Source organism: Caballeronia novacaledonica (genome assembly GCF_900258035.1).
GTDB classification, from domain to species: Bacteria; Pseudomonadota; Gammaproteobacteria; order Burkholderiales; family Burkholderiaceae; genus Caballeronia; species Caballeronia novacaledonica.
Genome location: NZ_OGTP01000029.1, coordinates 36,656 through 58,472, shown reverse-complemented (window position 1 = coordinate 58,472; position 21,817 = coordinate 36,656). Strand labels below are relative to the sequence as shown.

Here is a 21,817-nt window from a genome sequence, read left to right as displayed (position 1 = left end):
GAGAACCGATTCACAACATGGTAATTGCACGCAGTCTGCGCGCGCTCGACTGGCTGAACTTCTTCGTCGCCAACGTGCAGACCGGCTTCGGCCCTTTCATTGCTTCGTACCTCGCGGCCAACAAGTGGACGCAGGGCGAGATCGGCCTGATGCTCTCCGTCGGCACGATCAGCGCGATGGCGAGCCAGCTTCCCGCAGGCGCGCTCGTCGATGCGATGCGCAACAAGAAGTTCGCAGCGCTCTCCGCGATCATCGCGATCATCGTGAGTGCGCTGCTGCTCGCCGCGAGCCCGACGTTCGTCCCCGTTTTCGCTGCCGAAGTGCTGCACGGCTTCGCGAGCTGCATGCTCGTCCCGGCGATGGCGGCGATCTCGCTCGCCCTCGTCTCGCGCGCCGATCTCGGCGACCGGCTCGGCCGCAATGCGCGCTGGGCGTCGATCGGCAGCGCGCTTACTGCGGCTTTGATGGGCGCGTTCGGCGAGTATCTGTCGTTGCGATCGGTGTTCTTCCTGACGGCCGCGCTCGCGTTGCCGGCGATCGTCGCGCTGCGCATGATTCATTACGATGCGCCGCCTGTCGTGCCGCGCACATCGCCCGGCAAGCCCAAGCTCACGCCCGAGGGTGAGGAGCGCGAGTCCTTGCGCGAGTTGCTGAAGGACAGACGGCTTTTGATTTTCGCGGCGTGCGTGGTGCTGTTTCACTTGTCGAACGCGGCGATGCTCAATCTCGCCGCCGGCGAAGTGACCGCGCACATGGGCGACAACGTTCAACTCGTGATCGCGGCGTGCATCATCGTGCCGCAGTTCATCGTGGCGGCGTTGTCGCCCTGGGTCGGGCGACAGGCGCAGAAGTGGGGCCGCAGGCCGGTGCTGATTCTCGGGTTCTGCGCATTGCCGGTGCGGGCGATTTTGTTTGCGGGCGTGAGCAGCCCCTATCTGCTCGTGCCGGTGCAGATGCTCGATGGCATCAGCGCTGCCGTGTTCGGTGTGATGCTGCCGCTCATTGCCGCCGATGTCGCGGGTGGACGCGGGCACTACAACCTGACGATCGGGTTTTTCGGTTTGGCGGCGGGAGTGGGCGCGACACTCTCGACTGCTGCGGCCGGATTCGCCGCCGACCGCTTCGGCACGGCGATAAGCTTCTTCGGACTCGCCGGTGCCGGCGCGCTTGCAGTGCTGATGGTGTGGCTCGCTATGCCGGAGACACGGACTGCGCATGGGGTCCCTGGTGATGAGGCTAAGCCTTCGGTGGGGGTTTAGGGGGGTTTTCTCCGCCGGATCCCGATTTCGTGTCGGTCTATTAGCGTTGCCCCTGTGCGGGGCGGCAGTCACTTTCTTTGCTGCTGCAAAGAAAGTAACCAAAGAAACAGCTATCCCCATCCAAAGTACTTCATGCCGGCCGCGGCACAGGCGATTGACCTAATGGCCCCCAGAGTAGCGAGTGCTCCCACAAAACTCACGGGGCTTGGATCGCGCACGGTCTGACGCATCGCACCACACAACAAGTTGGCTCAGCACGAAATGGCGCCGGCCCGCTACGCGGCCGATGGGTCAATCGGGTCTGCGTGTGCTTCGTTGCTAACGCGTCTATCTCACCGCATTCGCGGAAGGTTGGTTTCCCTTGCAGACCCGGCGGCAGCGCGCAGCGCTGTGCCGAAGCTATTTCGTGCTGAACCAGCGCCCTAAACCATGTGGTGCACCAGACCGTGCGCGAGCCAAGTCCGATTGGGCCTTTGAGGGCGACACTTAGGCGAGTGCCATCGACAGGGAGAAACGTGGCCAACGTGCGTGTGACCGCGGGCCTGAGAAGCTGCTTTCTTTGGTTACTTTCTTTGCAGCAGCAAAGAAAGTGACTGCCGCCCCGCACAGGGGCAACGCTAATAAACCAAAAGCAAATCGGGATCCTGCGAAAACAACAAAAAAACCTCACCGCAAAGGCTTAAGCCCTTCAAGCAAAGTAGGAACCAACTCACTCACCGTAGGATGAATATGCATAGCCCGCTGCAGCGTAGTAAACGGCGCGTCCGCATTCATAATTTCGATAAAAGTGTGAATGACTTCATCGCCTTCGATGCCATAAATCGCCGCGCCTAAGAACCGCCGGGTACGCGCATCGACGAGCGCCTTCATGAAACCATCAATCTCGCCGCGCTCGCGTGCGCGCCCCACGCGTGACATCGGCATCGTCGCGATGAGCGCCTCGCGGCCATCCCTGCGCACTTCCTCCTCGCTCATCCCCACACGCGCGAAAGGCGGATCGACGAACACCGCATAAGCCATGATCCGCGTATCGACGCTGCGCGACTCGCCATCGAGCAAATTCGAAGCGATGATCTCGTAGTCGTTCCACGACGTATGCGTGAACGCACCGCGCCCGTTCACATCGCCGAGTGCATACACGCCTTCCGCTTGCGTACGCAATTGACCGTCCACGTCGATCATGCCGTGCCTGTTCACCGCGATACCCGCATGCTCGAGGCCGAGATCGTCGGTGTTCGGCGTACGTCCCGTCGCGCAAAGCAGATGCGACGCGTCGATGGTTTCATCGCCGCAAAAAATGCGCACGCCGCCTGCCGACGGCTCCACGCGCTCGATCTGCGTGCCGAACCGGAACTCGATGCCTTCGCGCACGAACACGTCCTGCATCGCGCGCGCGACGTCCTCGTCCTCGCGCGTCAAAATGCGCTCGCCGCGCACGAGCAAGGTCACGCGGCTGCCGAAGCGACGGAACATCTGCCCGAATTCGAGCGCGATATAGCTCGCTCCGACGATCACGAGATGCTCGGGCACCTCGGTCAGTTCGAGAATCGACGCATTGGTCAGATACGGCACACGCTCGATCCCGTCGATCTCCGGCACCAGCGCGCGCGTGCCCGTGTTGATGAACACGAGTTCGGCATCGATGTCCTGCGTCGAGCCATCGCTCGCCTCGATGCAAAGCGTGCGCGGTCCCGTGAAGCGTCCATGTCCCTTGAACACCGTGAGATTCTTCGTCCCGCGCAGCCACTTCTCGATGCCCGTGCGCGAGCCGCCGATCACCTCGTCCTTGCGCGCCTTCACGCGCGCCATGTCGATGGTGATATCGCCGCCGATCATCACGCCGTATTGCGCCGCCGTGCGCGCCACATGCGCGGCCCGCGCGCTCGCGACATAGGTCTTGGTCGGCGTGCAGCCGACGTTCACGCAGGTGCCGCCGAACAGATGCCGCTCGATCACGGCCGTGCGCCTGCCGCTTTGCGCGAGCCGCACGGCAAGCGGTGAACCGCCCTGCCCCGTGCCGATGACGACCGCATCGAAGTGCTGTGCCATGCTGGATTCTCCGTTCGAATGAAGCGAATGAAGCGGATGACGAATCGCGCTACAAGGATCGAAATGCATCTTACGCGCAAGTGAACCGCGAGGCAGCGGCCCTGCCCGAAGCGCGCAAAAGTAAAACAGGCATGGCGCGTGCTGTCGATGTCATGAATGTGACGCGCGCCACGTCGCGCGGTCCGTCCAACCATCGGCACACGAAACCCGAAGGCATTCATGATCGAGACGATCTGGTTTCTCGTCGTTGGCGGCGTGCTCATTTTCATGGGCCTCGCCAGCTCGACGTTCAAGCGCCTGCCGATCAGCACCGCAATGTGCTATCTCGCGATCGGCTTCGCGATGGGTCCCGGCGCGAGCAATCTGCTGACGCTCGACCTCGCGACCGATGCAACCGTTCTGAGGCGCATCACCGAAGTCGCGATGCTCGTGTCGCTGTTCGCGATCGGCCTGCGGCTGCGTGTGCCGCCCACCGACCGCCTCTGGCTTCTGCCGATCCGGCTCGGCCTCGTCGCGATGGTCCTCACGGTCGCCGTGCTCACGCTATTCGCCGCGTATGCGCTCGGCCTCGGCTGGGGGCCGGCGCTGTTGCTCGCCGCGATGCTCGCGCCGACCGACCCCGTGCTCGCCCACGACGTGCAGGTCGAAACGCCCGGCGACATCGACCTGCTGCGCTTCTCGCTGACGGGCGAAGGCGGCCTCAACGACGGCATCGCGCTGCCCTTCGCGCTGCTCGGCATCGCGGTATGCAGTTTCGAGGCGACACCCGGCGAGGCGCTGCACTGGGGCTTCGCGTTGCAGGCCGCGTGGGGCATCGCGGGCGCGCTCGTGAGCGGCTGGCTGCTGGGCGCGCTGTCGGTGCGGCTCGTCGCGTATTTGCGCACGCGCCACGGCGAAGCGCTCGGGCCTGAAGGCTTTTATGCGCTCGGGCTCATCGCGCTGTCGTACGGCGTCGCCGAATTGCTGCATACCTATGCGTTTCTCGCGGTCTTCGCAGCCGGCCTCGCGATGCGCCGCGTCGAGCAAAAAGAGAGCGGCGGCAAGTCCGCGCGGCAGGCGGTCGGCAAGATCGATGCGGACGATGTCGGCGCCGCCGCCTCCGATCCGCAGCGCGCGCACGCGTTCATGGCCGAGCGCGTGCACGGCTTCACGATCGAGCTGGAACGCATCGCCGAAGTGGCGGTCATGCTGATGGTCGGCGCCGTGCTCGCGACGATGTGGCGCGACCTGTTCACCTGGAAGGCGGGCGCGCTCATCGTCGCGCTGTTCTTCGTGTTGCGGCCGGCGGCGGTCAAGGCATCGCTCGTCGGCTCGCATGCGACGGGCGCGCAGAGGCGGCTCATGAGCTGGTTCGGCATACGCGGCGTCGGCTCGTTCTATTATTTGCTCTATGCGCTCGAGCATGCGCCGCGTGACGTGGCCGCGCCGCTCGTGCCGCTCGTCATCGCGACCATCGCCGCTTCGGTCATCGTGCATGGCATCACCGCCACGCCGCTCATGACCCGTTATCAGCGCGCAAATTCGGACGAATGATTCGCCCTTTCTTTTTTGGACCGATCACGCGTGAAGCATCTGATCTTCTTCTGCGGCCATGCCGGCACCGGCAAGACGACGCTCGCCAGGCGGCTCTTTGCGCCGCTCATGCAGGTGGCCGGCGAGCCCTTCTGCCTGCTCGACAAGGACACGCTCTACGGCGCCTATAGCGCGGCGGCGATCGGTGCGCTGACGGGCGACCCGCACGACCGGGACAGTCCGCTTTTCATCGAACATTTTCGCGATCCGGAGTATCGCTGTCTCGTCGATACCGCCGCTGAAAATCTCGCGCTCGGCGTGAGTGTCGTGATCGTCGCGCCGCTCACGCGCGAAGTGCGCACGTCGCGCCTCTTCGATCGCGCATGGCTCGGCATCGATGACGACGTCGCCATTCGCGTCGTCTGGGTGCATGTGCAGGAGAACGTGGCGCGCGAGCGTATCGTCGCGCGTGGCGATCCGAACGATGCGTACAAGCTCGCGCATTGGGAGGAATATCGTCAGCGCCTTTTCGTGCCGGACGCGGCGCTCGCGCAGACGCTCGTCATGTTCGACAACACGGCGCCGTCCGGTCAGGCGTGCGACGAACTGCTCGCACGCCTCGTCGCTTAAGCGGCGGCGAGCTGGCGCGCCGTCGCGACCGCGTTCGCGCCTTCGTACAGCTTGCCGAAGCGGTTATTGAGGAATGCGCCGAGCGGCACCTGCTCCTGACGCACGAAGCCGCTTTGCGGCAGCGCGCCTTCACGGAACAGATCGAGTTCCGCGCAGATCGCGCCGGCGGTCGTGATCTGGATCGCGCTCATCGGCACGCCGCACACGTCCTTCGCGAAGATCTTGCGCGTGAACACGTCCTGCACGAGTTGCCCGCGACGCATGCCCGTCACGGTGACGAAAATCAGCACGACATCCTGCGCCGTCGAGGGCACCGCGCGCTTCAGCATCGTCTTGAGGCCGTCGCGGTCCGTGGACATGCGCAGATCGTCGAGCAGGAACTTCATCAGGTCGCGATGACCCGGATAGCGCACCGATTTGTAGTCGAGCGTCTCGACCTTTCCCGCGAGCGTTTCGCATAGCGTGCCGAGTCCGCCCGACGTATTGAACGCCTCGTACTCGGTGCCGTCGAGCGAAAAATGTTCGACGCCTTCGAGCGGCTGCACCCATTGCGTGCGCCCTTCGCGGATCGCCTCGCACGGCTGGCAATATTCATTAATAAGGCCGTCGATACTCCACGTCAGGTTGTACTTCAGCGCGTTCGTCGGAAACTCGGGCAGCGCGCCGACACGCATCTTCACTTCGCGCACGTCGTCGAGACGCTTTGCCAGATCGTGCGCGACGATGCCGATGAAGCCCGGCGCGAGGCCGCATTGCGGCATGAACGCGAGCTCGGAATCGTCGGCGATCGCGCGGATCGCGTGGGTCGCGCGCACGTCCTCGGTCAGATCGAAATAATGCACGCCCGCCGCTTTCGCCGCCGACGCGACATTGATCGCGAGGTAATACGGCAGCGCGTTGACGAGCGCATCGAAGCCGACCAGCGCCTGGCGCAGCGCGGGCGTATCGGCGGAATCGACGCGGCGCGTCGGGATGCCTTGCGCCTCGAGCAGCGCGAGCGCGTGCTCGTCGCGATCGAACGCGACGACTTCGAAGTCCCCCGTTTCACGCAGCAAATGGGCAATGCTCTGACCGATCAATCCGGCGCCGACGAGGGCCACTTTCATATTCATCTCCTTGGTGTGTGCGGATGGCGGGTCAATCCGATGTCCTTCTTCACACAGTTTAGGAGCGCGGGAATACTGATCCTAGACGCAAAATGATGCGCTTCGACGATGATTTTCGTCATTCCGACGATCGAACGCTGCAATGTGCAGCGCACGCGCTCAGCCGGCGCGATCGATCTTCCGCGCGAGGATGATGGAGGTCGTCGTCCGCTCGACGCCTTCCAGCGCGCCGATTTCGTCGAGCAGATCGTTCAGCCGGTCGGGCGAATCGGCGCGCAGCCACGCGACGTAATCGAACTCGCCGCTCACCGCGCAGAGCAACTGAATCTCCGGCATGCGCGCAAAGCGCTTTTGCAGATCGCGGCCGAACTTGGGCGTGAGCTTGATGCCGACATAAGCCTGAATGCTCGCGTCGAGGACGTCCTGCCCGAGCCGCACGCCATAGCCGGCGATCACGTTGTTCTTTTCGAGCCGCGCAATGCGCGCGATCACCGTCGTGCGCGCGACGCCCAGTTGCCGCGCGAGATTCGCGACGCTCTCCCGCGCGTTCATCTGCAAGAGCGCGACAAGATTGCGATCGATGTCGTCGAGCTGGTCGAGGCGCGGTGGTCTCATGTAGGCGTCTCCGTTGGCATTTTGTGTTTTGCGCTATGCGTTTTGAATGCCATCTGGCATCCGGCGTTTTGTGTTTTGCATTATCGCCGAGACATTGCGAAACGAACCTTCGTCAGACGCCTAGCTTCGTCATCATGAAATCGACGAAGCTCGCGAGCTTGGGCGTTGCGCGCGTATCGCGTGGATAGACGAGATGCGCGGGCGAAGGTTTCGGCAGGCAATTCTGGAGCACCGCGACGAGCGTGCCGCTTTTTAGCTCGTCTTCAACGAGCGCATGCGGCTGAAGCACGAGACCGAATCCCGCGAGCGCCGCCTTCTTGAGCGCCTGTCCGTTGTTCGCACGAAAGCGCGCGGACTGCGTGCGATGCGCGTGCATCGCTTCGTCCTCGCCTTCGAGCCGCCAGCCCGCCTCGCGGCCCAGATGCACGAAACCCAGGCACTCGTGACTCGCGAGATCGGCTGGCGTCGCGGGCGTGCCCGCTCGCGCGAGATAGGACGGCGATGCGCACACCGTCATCGCATACGGTTTGAGCGGACGCGCGACGAAGCTCGAATCGGCCAGCGCGCCGATGCGCACGGCGGCATCGAAACCCTCTTCCACGATATCGACCACGCGGTTGGTCAGATCGAGCTCGACGCTGATCTGCGTGAATGCCGCGAGGAACTCGGTCACGGCGGGCGTGACGAACTGCACGCCGTACGTGAGCGGCACCGTCACGCGCAGTACGCCGCGCGGCGTCGCGCTCATCGATTCGGCGAGTGAATCGGCGTCATCGACTTCCGACAGAATACGGCGGCAGCGCTCGTAGTATTCGCGGCCGATCTCGGTCAAACTCTGACGCCGCGTCGTGCGCACGAGAAGACGCGCATCGAGCCGCGCTTCCAGCGCCTGCAGATGCTTGCCCGCCATCGGCGCGGAGATCGAAAAGCGCTCGGCCGCCGCGCTCAGGCTCCCGGCCTCGACGATCGCGACAAAGACCCGCATGCTCAACAAGGTATCCACTGCGTTATTTTCCAGAGACGTTTCGAATGTAAGCAGTTGTGGCAATGCAGGCGAATTCGCATGCAATCGTGATACTAATATCCGCCGATGGCGTGCTCATCGCGCTGCCTTTCAGCGCGGCTAACGAAGCACGCCGCTTTCCATATCGATCGAAGGTAACCCGAATGAAAAGAACACTCGTTGCATTGGCCGCATTGTGCGCATTGAGCCCGGTTTTCGCGCAGACGTCGGCGCCCGCTTCGGCATCGGCGCCTGCCGCGCAGGCCGCGGCATCCGCTCCGGGCGCGAGCAAGCGCGAAGCGCGCGTCGAAGAGCGTATCGCGGATCTGCATTCGAGCCTCAAGATCACGCCGCAGCAGGAAGATCAGTGGTCGAAGTTCGCCGACGTGATGCGCGACAACGGCCGCACGATGGCGGATCTGTATCGCCAGCGCATTGCGCAGCGCGAGACCATGTCCGCGCTCGACGACATGAAGCAATACGAGCAGATCACGCAAGCGAACGCGGACGGCACGAAGCGCCTCGTCGAAGCTTTCGAGCCGCTTTACGCGAGCCTTTCGCCCGAACAGAAGAAGCTCGCCGATACGAGTTTCCGCGACGAGCACGGCAAGTCGAAGCGCACTCACGCGCATCGCCGGCCGCATGCGGCGGGTGCGGACGCGGCTTCGGCGACCAAGCCCTGAGCGTTTGCCGAACCGGAAAGCCCGCATCGCGCGATGCGGGCTTTTTTTCGTCCGCCGGGTGCAAAATGGCGCGAATGCCGTTACGATCCCGCTCCGCCAACGTCACTCCGGATCGCACCATGCTCCATCTGTCAAACCTCGACCTCGCCACCGATCCCGCCGCGCGCCGCGTCGTGAAAGACGAAGCCGTCGCCGTCGAATTTGCGGCGGCATCGGGCGAACTCATGAGTCTCGAAGGCCCGAACCGCTACGCGAGCGGCGACGCGATCGTCACCGGCAGCGGCGGCGAGCGCTGGGTTGTGTCGCGCGAGCGCTTCGACGCCCGGTACGTGCCGGAAGGCGGCATCGCGCACGGCGAGGCGGGCACGTATCGCAACCGTCCGAGCGTCGTGCTCGCGAAGGAGATGCACGAGCCCTTCTCCATCGCCCGGTCCGCCGCCGGCGACATCCTCACCGGCGACGCCGGCGACTGGGTCATGCAATACGCGCCGGGCGATTATGGCGTCGTGAAGGCGGCGCGCTTCGCGAAGGTCTATCGCGAGGCCTAGGCGAAGTCCTCGCCCATCTCGATGTCCACTTCGCGCGGCACGGTCTGGCCGTCCGCGTACATCTCTTCGAGCGAGCCGAGCGTCGCTTCCACATAGGCGCGCAGCACCGCATAACTGCGCGCGTGCATGCGCGCCGGCAGCGCACGATATCGCGCGAGCGCGGCCGGATCGAAACGCACGTCGATGGTGATGCGCCGCGCGCTCGACCCGAAGCGCATCGCCACGTAGTGAATCACGAGCGAAGTCCGGCCTGCATCGTCCTTGCGTTCGGCGAATTGCGTCTGCTCGGGAAAGAGATCGCAGATCACGTGCGCGAGCATGTCGATGTCCGCGCTCGGACAGTCGTATTGATAGTCGTCCATTCGATGTCGAAATCCGGTTTGAAGCCAGCTTGTTCGCGTTCAGGCGACGCGACCAGCGGCGCGCCGATAGTAGCGCACGAGCGCCACCGCGACGATCACGCCGAGCACGAGATACACGGCGTCGGCGGCGACGAGCGGCACGAGCCGCGCCTGAAACAGCGCGGCGGGCAAGCCGACGAGCGCATGCGCGGCGATGAGCAACGCGAGCGCGTGGCGTGAGCGTTCGCGCAACATCTGCCACATCAGCGCGGAAAAACCGAGTTGCAACACGAAGGCGCTCGCCCGCTCGACGACGAAAATGCCCGCCGATAACGGCGACAGGCTCATCAGCACCAGATGGATGCGCGCGAGCGCTTCAAGCGGCGCGCTCGCGAAGTGCGAGTCGAGCGTACCCCGATCCGCGAGCACCGCGTAGACGATCCATTGCACCTGCACGAGCACGCCGACGATCCACGCTTCCGCCCCGCCGTGCCCGATGCCGTAGCCGAGCGCGGGCCCGTGACGATCGAGCGCGCCCGGCTCGCGCGAAATCAGCCATTTCATCGCGAGAAAACGTCCGACTTCCTCGCACAAGCCCGCCGCGATCGCGCCGTAGATCACGAATATCGCGGGATTCGCGAGCCACGCCGACGTGACCGGATTGCTCAGCACGAAGCCGTGCAGCGCGCGTTCGATGACCATCGCGAAGAGCGCGAACACGGCGATGCCGAGGATCGCCTCGCGCGGCACGATGCCGAAGCGCGGCCGCACCTTCTTGTACAGCACGATGGGCATCGCCGCGATGATGAGCGTCGCGAGCGCGAGGCTCAGCAACGTCGAAACACTGACCATTCAGATTCCCTGTGATGCTTGGTGAGTTTCCCGTGTCGTCGATGCGCGCACGACGAGTTCGCCCGGCAGCAGGCATTCGCGCGCGGGCATCGCGGCGCCGCCGAGCCGCTCGTGCAGGAATTCGACCGCGCGCCGGCCGATATCGTACGTCGGCTGGCGGACGGTCGTCATGCCGGCGAGTTGCGCCCATTCGGAATCGTCGATCGACATCAGCGCGACGCTCGCTTGCCAGTCGGCGCCGTGGCGCTCCTTCAGATGCACCGCGACGCGCAGCGCGACCGGCCCGTTCGCCGCGAAGAGCGCGACGCGTTTGCCCGCCGCTTTCGCCGCCGCGACCCGCGTGTCGAGTTCCGCGAGCGCGGGCGATGCATCGGCGAGATCGATGACGAGCGTCGAGCCGCTGGCGCCGAGCGCGGCGACGGTCTCGCGAAACGCGGCTTCACGAATGCGCCGCGAGCTTACGTGCGTGACGGGCTGCACGATGAACAGCAGTTCGTCGAAGCCTTCGTCGACGAGATGACGCGTGGCGCGCTGCACGGCGGCGGGATTGTCGAGGCCGACCATGTCGGTGATGAAACCATCGACCGAACGATCGACGAGCACGACGGGAATGCCGCCTTGCGCGAAGCCTTGCAGCAGTTCTTCCTTCACGCCGAGCGCGTTGACGATCACGCCTTCGACGCGATAGGTGGTCAGCAGTTGCAGATAGCGCCGCTCCATGTCGATCTCGTTCGCGGCGTGACAGATGAGCGGCATGTAGCCGAGCGCGTGGCACGCGGCCTCGACGCCTTGCAGCACTTCGACGGAATACGGATTGGTCAGATCGGCGAGCAGCATGCCGATCAGGCGATTGCGCCCGCGCTTCAGGCCGCGCGCCATCTGATTCGGCCGATAGTCGAGCTTCGCGATGGCCGCCTCGATGCGCTCGCGCAAGTCGGGCGACAGCACGCCCATTTCGCCGTTCAGATAGCGCGAAATGCTGGTCTTGCCCGTGCCGGCTTCGCGGGCGACATCGGTGATCGTTGCGCGGCGCGCGCCGAATGCGGCCGGGCGGTTCGTCAATGTGGGATCGTCGGACATAGTGGTCGTGGGCGCGCGCTTCGCCGTGAGGCGGGACGCGATGCCGTCATTATCGTTCTCCTCGCATCGCGCATGTTAGCGCATGCCCGCCCGGCCCCACGCTTTCAGCGCGCGAGCACGCCGCGATTGACGATGTTCCGCGTGAGCGTGCCGTCCAGTGCGCCGATGAGATTTTCGGCGGCGTTGCGCGCCATCGCGTGACGCGTTTCGTGCGTGGCCGAGCCGATATGCGGCAGCGCGACGACGTTCTTCATCGCGAGGAGCGGCGAGCCGGCGGGCAGCGGTTCCTGCTCGAACACGTCGAGGCCCGCGCCGCGAATCGTTCCGTTTTTCAGTGCTTCCACGAGCGCGGTTTCGTCGACGGTCGGCCCGCGCGATGCGTTGATCAGAATCGCGCTCTGCTTCATCTTCTTCAACTCGTTCGCGCCGATGAGCCCGCGCGTCTGCGGCGTAAGCGGCACTTGCAGGCAGACGAAATCGGATTGCGCGAGGAGTTCGTCGAGCTCGACGCGCTTCGCGCCGAATTCCTTTTCCGCCTGCTCGTTCGCGCTGCGGTTCGTGTAAAGCACGTTCATGCGAAAACCGAGCGCGGCGCGCCGTGCGACCGCTCCGCCGATGCGTCCGAGGCCCACGATGCCGAGCGTCTTGCCCTGGACGTCGACACCGAAACATGCCTCGCCGATGCTCGATGTCCAGTGGCCTTCCTTCACCCATTCCGCGAGTTCGACGACGCGGCGCGCGCTTGCGAGGATCAGCGCGAAGACGGTGTCGGCGGTGGATTCGGTGAGCACGTCGGGTGTGTGCGTGAGCACGATGCCGCGGCGCGTGAGGTCATCGACGTCGAATTGATCGTAGCCTACGGAGATGGTCGACAGCGCTTTCAGGTTTTTGGCGCCTTCGATCATGGACGGGGTGATCTTTATGCTTGCGCCGATGGCACCGTCAGCGTGCTCTAGCGCCGCTGTGAATGCGGCTTGATCTTTTGGATCGACGTTGATTACGTCCGCTTTGTCGCGAAGGTAGGCTTCCACGTCGGTTGGCAAGGGTTTGTAGACTACGATTTTTTTCAGCATGGCTTTTTTTCGGTCGGTTTGGGCTTCTGTGAAATCCTGAATTCGTGTCGGTCTATTTGTGTTGCCCCTGTGCGGGGCGGCAGTCACTTTCTTTGCTGCTGCAAAGAAAGTAACCAAAGAAAGCAGCTATCCCCATCCAAAGTACCTCACACCGGCCGCGGCACAGGCGATTGGCTGAATGGCCCCCAGAGTAGCGAGTGCCCTCAAAGGTCTTATCGGGCTTGGATCGCGCACGATCTGACACATCGCACCACACGCCAGATTGGCTCAGCACGAAATGGCTCCAGCCCGCTTCGCGGCCGATGGGTCAATCGGGGGGCCGCGTGCGCTTCTTTCTCGACGGTTTCCCCCACATACCCAACGGCAGCGCACAGCGCTGTGCCGGAACTCTTTCGTGCTGAACCAGCGGCCTTGGTGACTGGCGCGGCAAACCGTGCGCGATCCAAGCCCGATTGGGCCTGTGAGGGCGACACTTAGGCGAGGGCCATCTGCAAGGAGAAACGTGGCCAACTTGCGTGTGACCGCGGGCCTCAAAAGCTGCTTTCTTTGGTTACTTTCTTTGCAGCAGCAAAGAATGTGACTGCCGCCCCGCACAGGGGCAACGCTAATAAACCAGAAGCAAATCGGGATCCTGCGAAAACAACAAAAAAAGCATTCAAGACCTCACAACAACCCCCGCCCGCACCGCAGCCTGCGGCTTAACCGCCAAAGTGAGCCAGACAGCAAGCAACAAAGCCGCACTCATGAACACATACGAGGCCGCCGGCGACCCGGTCGCCCCATTCAGATAGCCCACGAAATACGATCCGACGAACGATCCCAGCGCGCCCATGCTGTTGATGAGCGCCATCGCCCCGCCAGCGACATTCTTCGGCAGCAACTCCGGCACGATCGCGAAAAACGGTCCGTAAGGCGCATACATCGCCGCGCCCGCGATCACGAGCAACGCATACGAAGCCCAAAAGTTCGTTGAACCAAGCAAATACGATCCCGCGAACGCCACCGCGCCGATCAGCAGGAACGGCCACACGAACGCCTTGCGCGCCTGGAGCTTGTCGGATGCCCACGAAGCCAGCAACATCGCGATGGTCGCCGCCAGATACGGCACCGCCGAGAGCCAGCCCGTCTCGACCATGCCGAGCGTCGATCCGCTCTTCAGAATCGAAGGCAGCCACAGCACGAAACCATACACGCCGATGCTCCAGCAGAAATACTGCGCGCACAGCTTGATCACCGCCGGCGACTTGAACGCCTCGCGATAGTTCTTCACCGGCTTGATCGCGGCCTGTTCAGCGCGCAGCGTCGCATCGAGATCCTTCTTTTCCTGGTCCGTCAGCCAGTTCACCTGCGCCGGCTTGTCCTTCACGATGAACCACCAGATCACCGCCCAGACGATCGCAGGCACACCTTCGGCAATGAACATGTGCCGCCAGCCGAACGAATTCACGAGATAGCCCGATACGACCGACATCCACAACACCGTCACCGGATTGCCGAGGATAAGGAACGTGTTCGCGCGCGAGCGCTCCGACTTCGTGAACCAGTTCGCGATGAAGACGAGCATCGCCGGCATCACCGCGGCCTCGACGACGCCGAGCACGAAGCGGATCACCATCAACGACGGAATGTTGCTCACCATGCCCGTGAGCGTCGCGCATCCGCCCCACAACACCAGGCTCCAGAACACGAGCTTCTTCACGCTGCGGCGCTCGGCATAGATCGCGCCGGGAATCTGGAAGAAGAAGTAGCCGAGAAAGAACAGCGCGCCGATCAGCGACGACAATCCCTTGCTGATGCCGAGATCCTGATTGATGCCCGCAGCCGCGGCGAAACCGTAGTTGGCGCGGTCGAGATACGCGAGGCTGTACGTGATGAAGACGATCGGCATGATCGCCCACCAGCGGCGCATCGCGAGTTTGGGAGTTGAGGATTGCATGGTTGTCTCCGGACGCAATTCGGTTGTGTTTCCCGGCGGATGGCCTCTTGTTCGTCAGGCCAGATCGAACGCGGCTTTGGCCGTCTTGTCGTTGAAATCCTGTGCTTCGAGCAGATCGAGCGCGGCGCGCGTCGGCAGCCCTTCGCTGTCGCCGATCACCTGAATCGCCAGCGCGCCGATACGGTTGCCGCGCGCGATCGCGTGGCGCACGTCGCGTCCTTCGAGCAGCGCGCTCACGACGCCGACCGCGAAGCCATCGCCCGCGCCGACCGTATCGACGACGTTGTCGACCGGCACGCCCGGCACGATGCCCGCTTCGCCATCCGCCGTGCGGAAGTACGCGCCATGCGCGCCCAGCTTGACGACGACGCCCTTCGCGCCACGGTCGAGATAGAACGCGGCGATGTCTTCCGGCTTCGCACGGCCCGTCAGCGTCAGTCCTTCGGATACGCCGGGCAGCACCCAGTCGGCCAGCGCGGCGAGCGCGTTGAGCGACTCGGCCATCGCCTCGCGCGACGGCCAGAGCGTCGGGCGCAGGTTCGGATCGAACGAGATCGTCTTGCCTGCCGCACGCATTTCGCGGGCCATGTGGAACGCGAGCTCGCGCGAGGTCGCCGAAATCGCCGGCGCAACGCCCGTCAGATGCAGATGACGCGCGCCGAGCACGTAGTCCGCGGCGTAATCGTCGAGCGACAGGTGGCTTGCGGCCGAACCCTTGCGGAAGTATTCGACGGCCGGGTCGCTGCCGTCGTCGCACTTGCCCTTGAGCTGAAAGCCGGTCGGATAGCGCTCGTCGATCGTCACGCGGCGTGCGTCGATGCCTTCGGACGCGAGCACGTCGAGCACGTAGCGGCCGAACGAATCGTTGCCGACGCGGCTCATCCAGCCCACCTTGAACCCGAGGCGCGACAGGCCGATTGCCACGTTCAGGTCCGCGCCCGCGACGCGCTTCGTGAACTGACCGGCCTTCGCGAGATCGCCGGTGACGGCCGCGACGAACATCGTCATCGCTTCGCCATAGGTGACGACGTCGAGTGCTTCAGACTTGGCTTGCATGTCGTGTCCTTTGCAGATGAATGCTGAATGCAAAATGCGTAATTCAGAATGCCGCGATTCGCGCGACCTGACGCGCGGCGTCGCCGTCGAGCGAAACGTCCGCGCCGGGAATGAACGGATATTCGATGCCGCGCGGCACGTCGCCCGGCAAGTGCGCGAGCAGCGTCGCGAAACGCGCGTCGCCGTTCGCGGGCGCGGCGGCGAAACGGCGCGCGCCTTCGCCCATGACCGCCTTGCAGTGCACGTAGGCGACATACGGCGCGAGGCGCTTGGCGGCGTCGAGCGGATCCTGTTCGGCCCAGTGCCAGTTTCCGGTGTCGAAGGTCATGGCGAGACCGCTTTTCTCCGGCAGCGCGGCGAAAAGCGCTTCGAACGCGCCGATCGTCCCGCCCGCCTTCAGTTGCCCGTTCTCCACGACGACACGCGCCTTCGAGGCGGCGAGTCCCGTCATCAGGCGGTCGAGCGTGGCCGGATCGGTCGCGACGCCGCTTTCCGTGCCGCCCAGTTGCAGTTTGACGATGCGCGCGTTCAGCGCCGCCGCCTCGTCGATGGCGAGTCCGAGTGCTTCGCGGTCGAGCGAGCCGTCGTCGTGAAAAAGCGTCGCGGGCGTCGAATAGACGGACCACAAATCCAGCGCGCGGAGCCGTTCGCCGAGCAGCGCGAGTGATTCGCGCCGCGCATCGGCTTCGCTCGCGAACAATTCGCGGCGGACTTCGACGCCGTCCGCGCCCGCGCGTGCCGCGGCGGCGGCCCAGACGGCGTGGCCATCGCGCCGGATCGCGTCCGCGCCGAACGCGCTCGCGACGATCACGATTTCGGCGCTTGCCTTGTCGATCCGGGAAATCTCGTTCACTTGCGTCTCGCTGTCGATTTCGATGCCAAAACTCGTTTGGAACCGGTTCCATAAACAATTTTCAAAAAAGACGCCGCAGCGCCTCCGTTGAGAACGAATGGTGCGTCAGACCGCCACCGACGCGCCATAGTGGAATTCCCTAGCCGAGCAGACCGGGCTCGTCGCACAGTTCCAGAAAGCGCGCGGCGACGCGCGACGGCGTGGCCGCATGCGGCAGCAGGATGGAAAAGCGCCGCGTGAGCGGGTTCGGCGCGATGCGCACGCGCTGCAACGCGTTGTCTTCGTGACGGATCGACATCGCCGACACGAAGCCGATGCCCATGCCCGCGCGCACCGCCTCCTTCACGCCCTCGACACCCGCGATTTCCAGCGCGACGCGCATCGGCGCTTCGCCATCCGCGAACGCGCGCTCGATGACCTGCCGCACGCCCGAGCCCGGCTCGCGCAGCACGAGCGGATGCGCGCCGAGTTCATCGAGCGTGACGGATTCGCGCCCGTCGGCGAGCGGATGGCCGTTCGGCAGAATCGCGACGATCTCGTCCTCGCGCCACGACGTCACGGTCGTGCCGAGCGGCAGATCGTGGCCGGGCGAGCCTTCGACCAGCGCGATATCGAGCGAACCGAGGGCCGCGACGATATCGGCCGTATTGCCGTCGATGGTCGTGACGAGAACATCCGGAAAGCGCTTGTGAAACGCCGCGATCAGATACGGGAGCAGATAGCTCGCGGGCGTCGTGCTCGCGCCGATGCGCAGCGTGCCGCGCTCCAGCCCGCGCAGCGCGTCGCGTAGCGCATGCGCCGCGCGATACGTCTCGCGCAGGCGCTCCGCGTGGCCCAGCAACTGTTCGCCGGCGGCGGTCAGACGCACGCCGCGGCCATCGCGCTGATACAGCGGCTCGCCGAATTCCTCTTGCAAGAGCCGTAACTGCCCGGACACGGCAGGCTGCGACAGGTGCAACGCCACCGCCGCACGACTTATGTTGCCGTGCTCCGCGACTGTTGCAAAAGTTATCAGTTGTTCCGGGGTCATTTCGATCAAATATCAGCCCATCCGATATTTCCCATTCTAAATCACGATTTTTCATATTGATATATCGGGAATAGGATTAGCCCATCGAATCATCCAATTCAAAACGGGTTCATCCATGTCTACGGTTCAGTCCGCACACACACTCGCGCCAGCCGCGTCCTCGACGCGCGGCCAGCTCAACGGCATCCTGTTCGTCGCGCTGTTCGCCGCCGCCGTCACGCGACTCGCCAGCATTCCCGCCGTCGCCGGTCTCGGGATCAGCCCGTTGATCGTCGGTATCGTCGCGGGTGCGGTGTACGGCAACGCGCTGCGTCACGGCATGCCCGATAGCTGGGCGGCAGGCGTCAACTTCTCCGCGCGCAAGCTGCTGCGAATCGCGGTCGCGTTTTTCGGGCTGCGCGTGAGTCTCCAGGAAATTGCGCAAGTCGGCTTGTCGGGCTTCACGGTGTCGGTGCTGGTCGTCGTCAGCACGCTCGTGATCGGCACGTGGGCCGGCATGAAGCTGATGAAGCTCGACCGCGACACGGCGCTCCTCACCGCGGCCGGCAGCGCGATCTGCGGCGCGGCGGCGGTGCTCGCGTTCGAATCGACCTTGCAATCGAAGCCGCACAAGAGCGCGATGGCCGTCGGCAGCGTCGTGCTGTTCGGCACGCTCTCGATGTTCCTCTACCCGCTCGCGCTCAACGCCGGCTGGCTGCATCTCGATACGCTCGGCGCGGGTCTGTTCTTCGGCGGCACGATCCACGAAGTGGCGCAGGTCGTCGGCGCGGCGAGCAACGTGAGCCCGGAAGCGACGCACATCGCGACCATCGTCAAGATGACGCGCGTGATGCTGCTGGTCCCCGTGCTGCTCGTGGTCGGTTTCTGGATCAGCCGCTCGCGTGCCGGTTCGGAAGGCGCGGCGCAAGGCAAAGGCAAGATCGCGGTGCCCTGGTTCGCGCTCGGCTTTCTTGCGCTCGTCGTCGTGAACTCGCTGCATGTGCTGCCCGATGTCGCGACCAGCACGATCAACACGCTCGACACGTTCGCCCTCACGATGGCCATGACCGCGCTCGGCATGGAGACGCGCATCGCGCAGATCCGCGAAGCCGGCCCGCGCGCCCTCGCCACCGGCGCGATCCTGTATGCGTGGCTCGTCGGCGGCGGCCTCGCGATCACGCTCGGCGTCGAGCGGCTGTTCGGCTGAACGATGCACTGAAGTACCGATGCATCGATGCGCGCGAGTGTCCCCTCGCGCGATAACGCTTTTGAAGGAGCAAGTCATGGAACACGGCGCTCGCACCCAGAACGAGAAGCTCGATGTCAAGACCACGACGTGCTACATGTGCGCATGCCGCTGCGGCATCCGCGTGCATCTGCGCGACGGCGAAGTCCGGTACATCGACGGCAATCCGAACCATCCGCTCAATCAAGGCGTGATCTGCGCGAAAGGCGCTTCGGGCATCATGAAGCAGTACTCGCCCGCGCGTCTCACGCAGCCGCTGATGCGCAAGCCCGGCGCACTGCGCGGCGAAGCGCAGTTCGAGCCGGTCTCGTGGGACGTCGCGCTCGACACGCTCGAAAAACGTCTCGCCCACCTTCGCGCCACCGATCCGAAGAAGTTCACGCTCTTCACCGGCCGCGACCAGATGCAGGCGCTGACCGGCCTCTTCGCGAAGAACTTCGGCACGCCCAACTATGCGGCGCACGGCGGCTTCTGCTCGGCCAACATGGCGGCCGGGATGATCTACACGATCGGCGGCTCGTTCTGGGAATTCGGCGGCCCCGATCTCGATCGCGCGAAGCTCTTCTTCATGATCGGCACGGCGGAAGATCATCATTCGAATCCGCTCAAGATCGCCATTTCCAAGTTCAAGCGCGCGGGCGGGCGTTTTATCGCGATCAATCCGATCCGCACGGGCTACGCGGCCATCGCCGACGAATGGGTGCCGATCCGCCCCGGCACCGACGGCGCGCTCTTCATGGCGCTCATCCACGAACTGATCGCCGCCGACGCCTGGGATCACGAGTTCGTCACGCGCTACACGAACGCGGCGGAACTGCTCGACATGAACGAAGCGAGCGATACGTTCGGGCTTTTCGTGAAAAACGGCGATACGCCCGAGCGCAACGCGCTCTTTCCGCAAAATCATCTGTGGTGGGACACGAAGACGAATCGCGCGGTCGCGCATCACGCCGCTGACGCCGAGCCCGCGCTCGACGGCCGCTACACGCTCGACGACGGCACGCCCGTCGCGCCGTCCTTCGCGCTGCTGCGCGAGCAGGTGAAGTCGTGTACGCCCGAATGGGCCGCCGATATCACCGGCATTCCCGCCGCGACGATCAAGCGCCTCGCCGCCGAAATGATCCAGGTGAGCCGCGATCACAAGATCACGCTGCCGATCGAATGGACGGACAGTTGGGGCAAGAAGCACGCTACCGTGACGGGCAATCCCATCGCGTTTCACGCGATGCGCGGGCTCGCCGCGCATTCGAACGGCTTCCAGTCGATCCGCGGGCTCGCGGTGCTGATGTCGCTGCTCGGCACGATCGACCGCCCGGGCGGCTTCCGTCACAAGTCGCCGTTTCCGCGCGCGGTGCCGCCGTCCGCCAAGCCGCCGAATCATCCCGATCAGGTCAAGCCGAACACGCCGCTCGCGAGCGGCCCGCTCGGCTGGCCCGCTTCGCCCGAAGACCTGTTCATTCACGACGACGGCACGCCCGTGCGCATCGACCGTGCGTTTTCGTGGGAATATCCGCTCGCGGTCCACGGCGTGATGCACAGTGTCATCACGAACGCGTGGCGCGGCGATCCCTACCCCATCGACACGTTGATGATCTTCATGGCCAACATGGCGTGGAACTCGTCGATGAACACGATGGAAGTGCGCAAGATGCTCGCCGACAAGAACGAGAACGGCGAGTACAAGATTCCGTTCATCGTCGTGTGCGACGCGTTCCAGTCGGAGATGACCGCGTTCGCGGATCTCATCCTGCCCGACACGACCTATCTCGAACGCCACGACGCGATGTCGATGCTCGATCGCCCGATCTCCGAGTTCGACGGCCCCGTCGATTCGGTGCGCGTGCCCGTCGTGCCGCGCACGGGCGAATGCCGGCCGTTTCAGGAAGTGCTGGTCGAACTCGGCAGCCGGCTCAAGCTGCCCGCGTTCACGACGCCCGAAGGCGCGCGCAAGTATCGGGACTATCCGGACTTCATCGTCAATCATCAGACGGCGCCGGGATCGGGCGTCGGCTTTCTGATCGGCTGGCGCGGCAAGGACGGCAAGGATGCGCTCGTCGGCGAGCCGAATCCGAACCAGTGGGAAGAGTACGCGAAGCACGATTGCGTCTATCACTACACCTTGCCCGAGCCGCTGCAATACATGCGCAACTGCAACGGGCCTTATCTGCAATTCGCCGTCGACAAGGGCTTTCGAAAGTTCGGCGAGCCGATCCTGATCCAGCTCTACTCCGACGTGATGCAGAAGTTCCGTCTCGCCGCACGGGGACGCACGCAAGGCAGGCAGCCGCCCGAGCATCTGCGCGCGCGCATCGAGCAGTATTTCGATCCGCTGCCGTTCTGGTACGCGCCGCTCGAACTCGCCACGACCGATCTCGCGACGTATCCGCTCGCAGCCGTCACGCAGCGCCCGATGGCGATGTATCACTCGTGGGACTCGCAGAACGCGTGGCTGCGGCAGATTCACGGCGAGAACATGCTGTACATGAATCCGCGCATGGCGCAGGCGAACGGCATCGAGGACGGCGGCTGGATCTACGTCGAATCGCAATGGGGCAAGGTGCGCTGCATGGCGCGTTACAGCGAGGCGGTCGAACCGGGCACGGTCTGGACATGGAACGCGATCGGCAAGGCGTCGGGCGCGTGGAGTCTCGGCCCCGACGCCAACGAATCGCAACGCGGCTTCCTGCTCAATCACCTCATCACCGACGAGCTTCCGGCATCCAGAAACGAAGGCGCGCGCTTCTCCAACTCGGACCCGATCACCGGACAGGCGGCCTGGTACGACGTGCGCGTGCGCGTCTATCCCGCCGAAGCTGACGCGCGCCACACGCTGCCGCAATTCGCGCCGATGCCTCCATCGCCGGGCATGGCCGGCTCGATCCAGCGCGTCGTGCAGACGTATTTCGCCGGGCGCGGCGAGTTCGCGGCGCGCCTGCGCAACGCCATCAAGCGTAACGACTGAAGGA

At 64.4% G+C, this 21,817-nt stretch carries 19 protein-coding genes; 7 read left to right on the top strand and 12 right to left on the bottom strand.

Features of this window, described 5'->3' with window-relative positions:
* The first annotated feature begins 17 nt into the window (after positions 1 to 17).
* The gene (locus NOV72_RS28005) at positions 18 to 1,259 is read left to right on the top strand and encodes an MFS transporter (protein WP_106857783.1); all 1,242 of its coding nucleotides are present in this window, start codon (positions 18 to 20) and stop codon (positions 1,257 to 1,259) included.
* A 666-nt stretch (positions 1,260 to 1,925) separates the two neighbouring features.
* On the opposite strand, the gene NOV72_RS28000 is transcribed toward NOV72_RS28005, so the two are convergent.
* Positions 1,926 to 3,308, bottom strand: coding sequence for an FAD-containing oxidoreductase (locus tag NOV72_RS28000; RefSeq protein ID WP_106857782.1), 1,383 nt, complete (start codon positions 3,306 to 3,308; stop codon positions 1,926 to 1,928).
* A 219-nt stretch (positions 3,309 to 3,527) separates the two neighbouring features.
* Between NOV72_RS28000 and NOV72_RS27995 the strand changes: the two genes are divergently transcribed.
* Positions 3,528 to 4,841, top strand: coding sequence for a cation:proton antiporter (locus tag NOV72_RS27995; protein ID WP_106857781.1), 1,314 nt, complete (start codon positions 3,528 to 3,530; stop codon positions 4,839 to 4,841).
* Positions 4,842 to 4,871: 30 nt separating this feature from the next.
* Positions 4,872 to 5,450, top strand: a complete 579-nt coding sequence (locus NOV72_RS27990; protein WP_106857780.1) for a P-loop nucleotide/nucleoside kinase family protein — start codon at positions 4,872 to 4,874, stop codon at positions 5,448 to 5,450.
* On the opposite strand, the gene NOV72_RS27985 is transcribed toward NOV72_RS27990, so the two are convergent.
* The 3 genes from NOV72_RS27985 to NOV72_RS27975 all read right to left on the bottom strand — a co-directional run bounded on the left by NOV72_RS27985 (position 5,447) and on the right by NOV72_RS27975 (position 8,174).
* Positions 5,447 to 6,556 (bottom strand): saccharopine dehydrogenase family protein, encoded by a 1,110-nt coding sequence (locus NOV72_RS27985; RefSeq protein ID WP_106857804.1) that lies wholly within the window; start codon positions 6,554 to 6,556, stop codon positions 5,447 to 5,449. The genes NOV72_RS27990 and NOV72_RS27985 overlap by 4 nt on opposite strands.
* A gap of 159 nt (positions 6,557 to 6,715) precedes the next feature.
* Positions 6,716 to 7,171: an Lrp/AsnC family transcriptional regulator gene (locus tag NOV72_RS27980; RefSeq protein ID WP_106857779.1), complete on the bottom strand. Its 456-nt coding sequence runs from the start codon at positions 7,169 to 7,171 to the stop codon at positions 6,716 to 6,718.
* A gap of 112 nt (positions 7,172 to 7,283) precedes the next feature.
* Positions 7,284 to 8,174 carry a LysR family transcriptional regulator gene (locus NOV72_RS27975; protein WP_106857778.1) on the bottom strand — a complete coding sequence of 297 codons (891 nt, stop codon included), beginning with the start codon at positions 8,172 to 8,174 and terminating at the stop codon, positions 7,284 to 7,286.
* Positions 8,175 to 8,338: 164 nt separating this feature from the next.
* Here NOV72_RS27975 and NOV72_RS27970 point away from each other — a divergent pair, with 164 nt between their 5' ends.
* A complete protein-coding gene (locus NOV72_RS27970) occupies positions 8,339 to 8,857 on the top strand; it encodes a Spy/CpxP family protein refolding chaperone (RefSeq protein WP_106857803.1) in 519 nt (172 codons plus the stop codon).
* 119 nt (positions 8,858 to 8,976) lie between these two features.
* Positions 8,977 to 9,405 (top strand): PGDYG domain-containing protein, encoded by a 429-nt coding sequence (locus NOV72_RS27965; RefSeq protein WP_106857777.1) that lies wholly within the window; start codon positions 8,977 to 8,979, stop codon positions 9,403 to 9,405.
* Here NOV72_RS27965 and NOV72_RS27960 read toward each other — a convergent pair.
* From NOV72_RS27960 to NOV72_RS27925, 8 genes are all read right to left on the bottom strand, one after another.
* Positions 9,402 to 9,767: a DUF3022 domain-containing protein gene (locus NOV72_RS27960; RefSeq protein ID WP_106857776.1), complete on the bottom strand. Its 366-nt coding sequence runs from the start codon at positions 9,765 to 9,767 to the stop codon at positions 9,402 to 9,404. The two genes, NOV72_RS27965 and NOV72_RS27960, sit on opposite strands and share 4 nt — an antisense overlap.
* A gap of 39 nt (positions 9,768 to 9,806) precedes the next feature.
* Positions 9,807 to 10,598, bottom strand: a complete 792-nt coding sequence (locus NOV72_RS27955) for a YhfC family glutamic-type intramembrane protease (protein ID WP_106857775.1) — start codon at positions 10,596 to 10,598, stop codon at positions 9,807 to 9,809.
* Entirely contained in the window at positions 10,599 to 11,678 is a 1,080-nt protein-coding gene (locus NOV72_RS27950) for a LacI family DNA-binding transcriptional regulator (protein WP_106857774.1), read from the bottom strand. It lies immediately after the preceding gene.
* Between the two features lie 104 nt (positions 11,679 to 11,782).
* Positions 11,783 to 12,748 carry a 2-hydroxyacid dehydrogenase gene (locus NOV72_RS27945; RefSeq protein ID WP_106857802.1) on the bottom strand — a complete coding sequence of 322 codons (966 nt, stop codon included), beginning with the start codon at positions 12,746 to 12,748 and terminating at the stop codon, positions 11,783 to 11,785.
* A gap of 658 nt (positions 12,749 to 13,406) precedes the next feature.
* Complete coding sequence (locus NOV72_RS27940) at positions 13,407 to 14,687, bottom strand: MFS transporter (RefSeq protein ID WP_106857773.1); 1,281 nt, start codon at positions 14,685 to 14,687, stop codon at positions 13,407 to 13,409.
* A gap of 54 nt (positions 14,688 to 14,741) precedes the next feature.
* Complete coding sequence (locus NOV72_RS27935) at positions 14,742 to 15,743, bottom strand: sugar kinase (protein WP_106857772.1); 1,002 nt, start codon at positions 15,741 to 15,743, stop codon at positions 14,742 to 14,744.
* A gap of 43 nt (positions 15,744 to 15,786) precedes the next feature.
* Positions 15,787 to 16,596, bottom strand: a complete 810-nt coding sequence (locus tag NOV72_RS27930; protein ID WP_106857771.1) for a sugar phosphate isomerase/epimerase family protein — start codon at positions 16,594 to 16,596, stop codon at positions 15,787 to 15,789.
* Between the two features lie 139 nt (positions 16,597 to 16,735).
* Positions 16,736 to 17,626: a LysR family transcriptional regulator gene (locus tag NOV72_RS27925; RefSeq protein ID WP_106857801.1), complete on the bottom strand. Its 891-nt coding sequence runs from the start codon at positions 17,624 to 17,626 to the stop codon at positions 16,736 to 16,738.
* Between the two features lie 115 nt (positions 17,627 to 17,741).
* Here NOV72_RS27925 and NOV72_RS27920 point away from each other — a divergent pair, with 115 nt between their 5' ends.
* Positions 17,742 to 18,812 carry a YeiH family protein gene (locus tag NOV72_RS27920; protein WP_106857770.1) on the top strand — a complete coding sequence of 357 codons (1,071 nt, stop codon included), beginning with the start codon at positions 17,742 to 17,744 and terminating at the stop codon, positions 18,810 to 18,812.
* 76 nt (positions 18,813 to 18,888) lie between these two features.
* A complete protein-coding gene (locus NOV72_RS27915) occupies positions 18,889 to 21,813 on the top strand; it encodes a molybdopterin oxidoreductase family protein (protein WP_106857769.1) in 2,925 nt (974 codons plus the stop codon).
* The last annotated feature ends 4 nt before the right edge of the window (positions 21,814 to 21,817 follow it).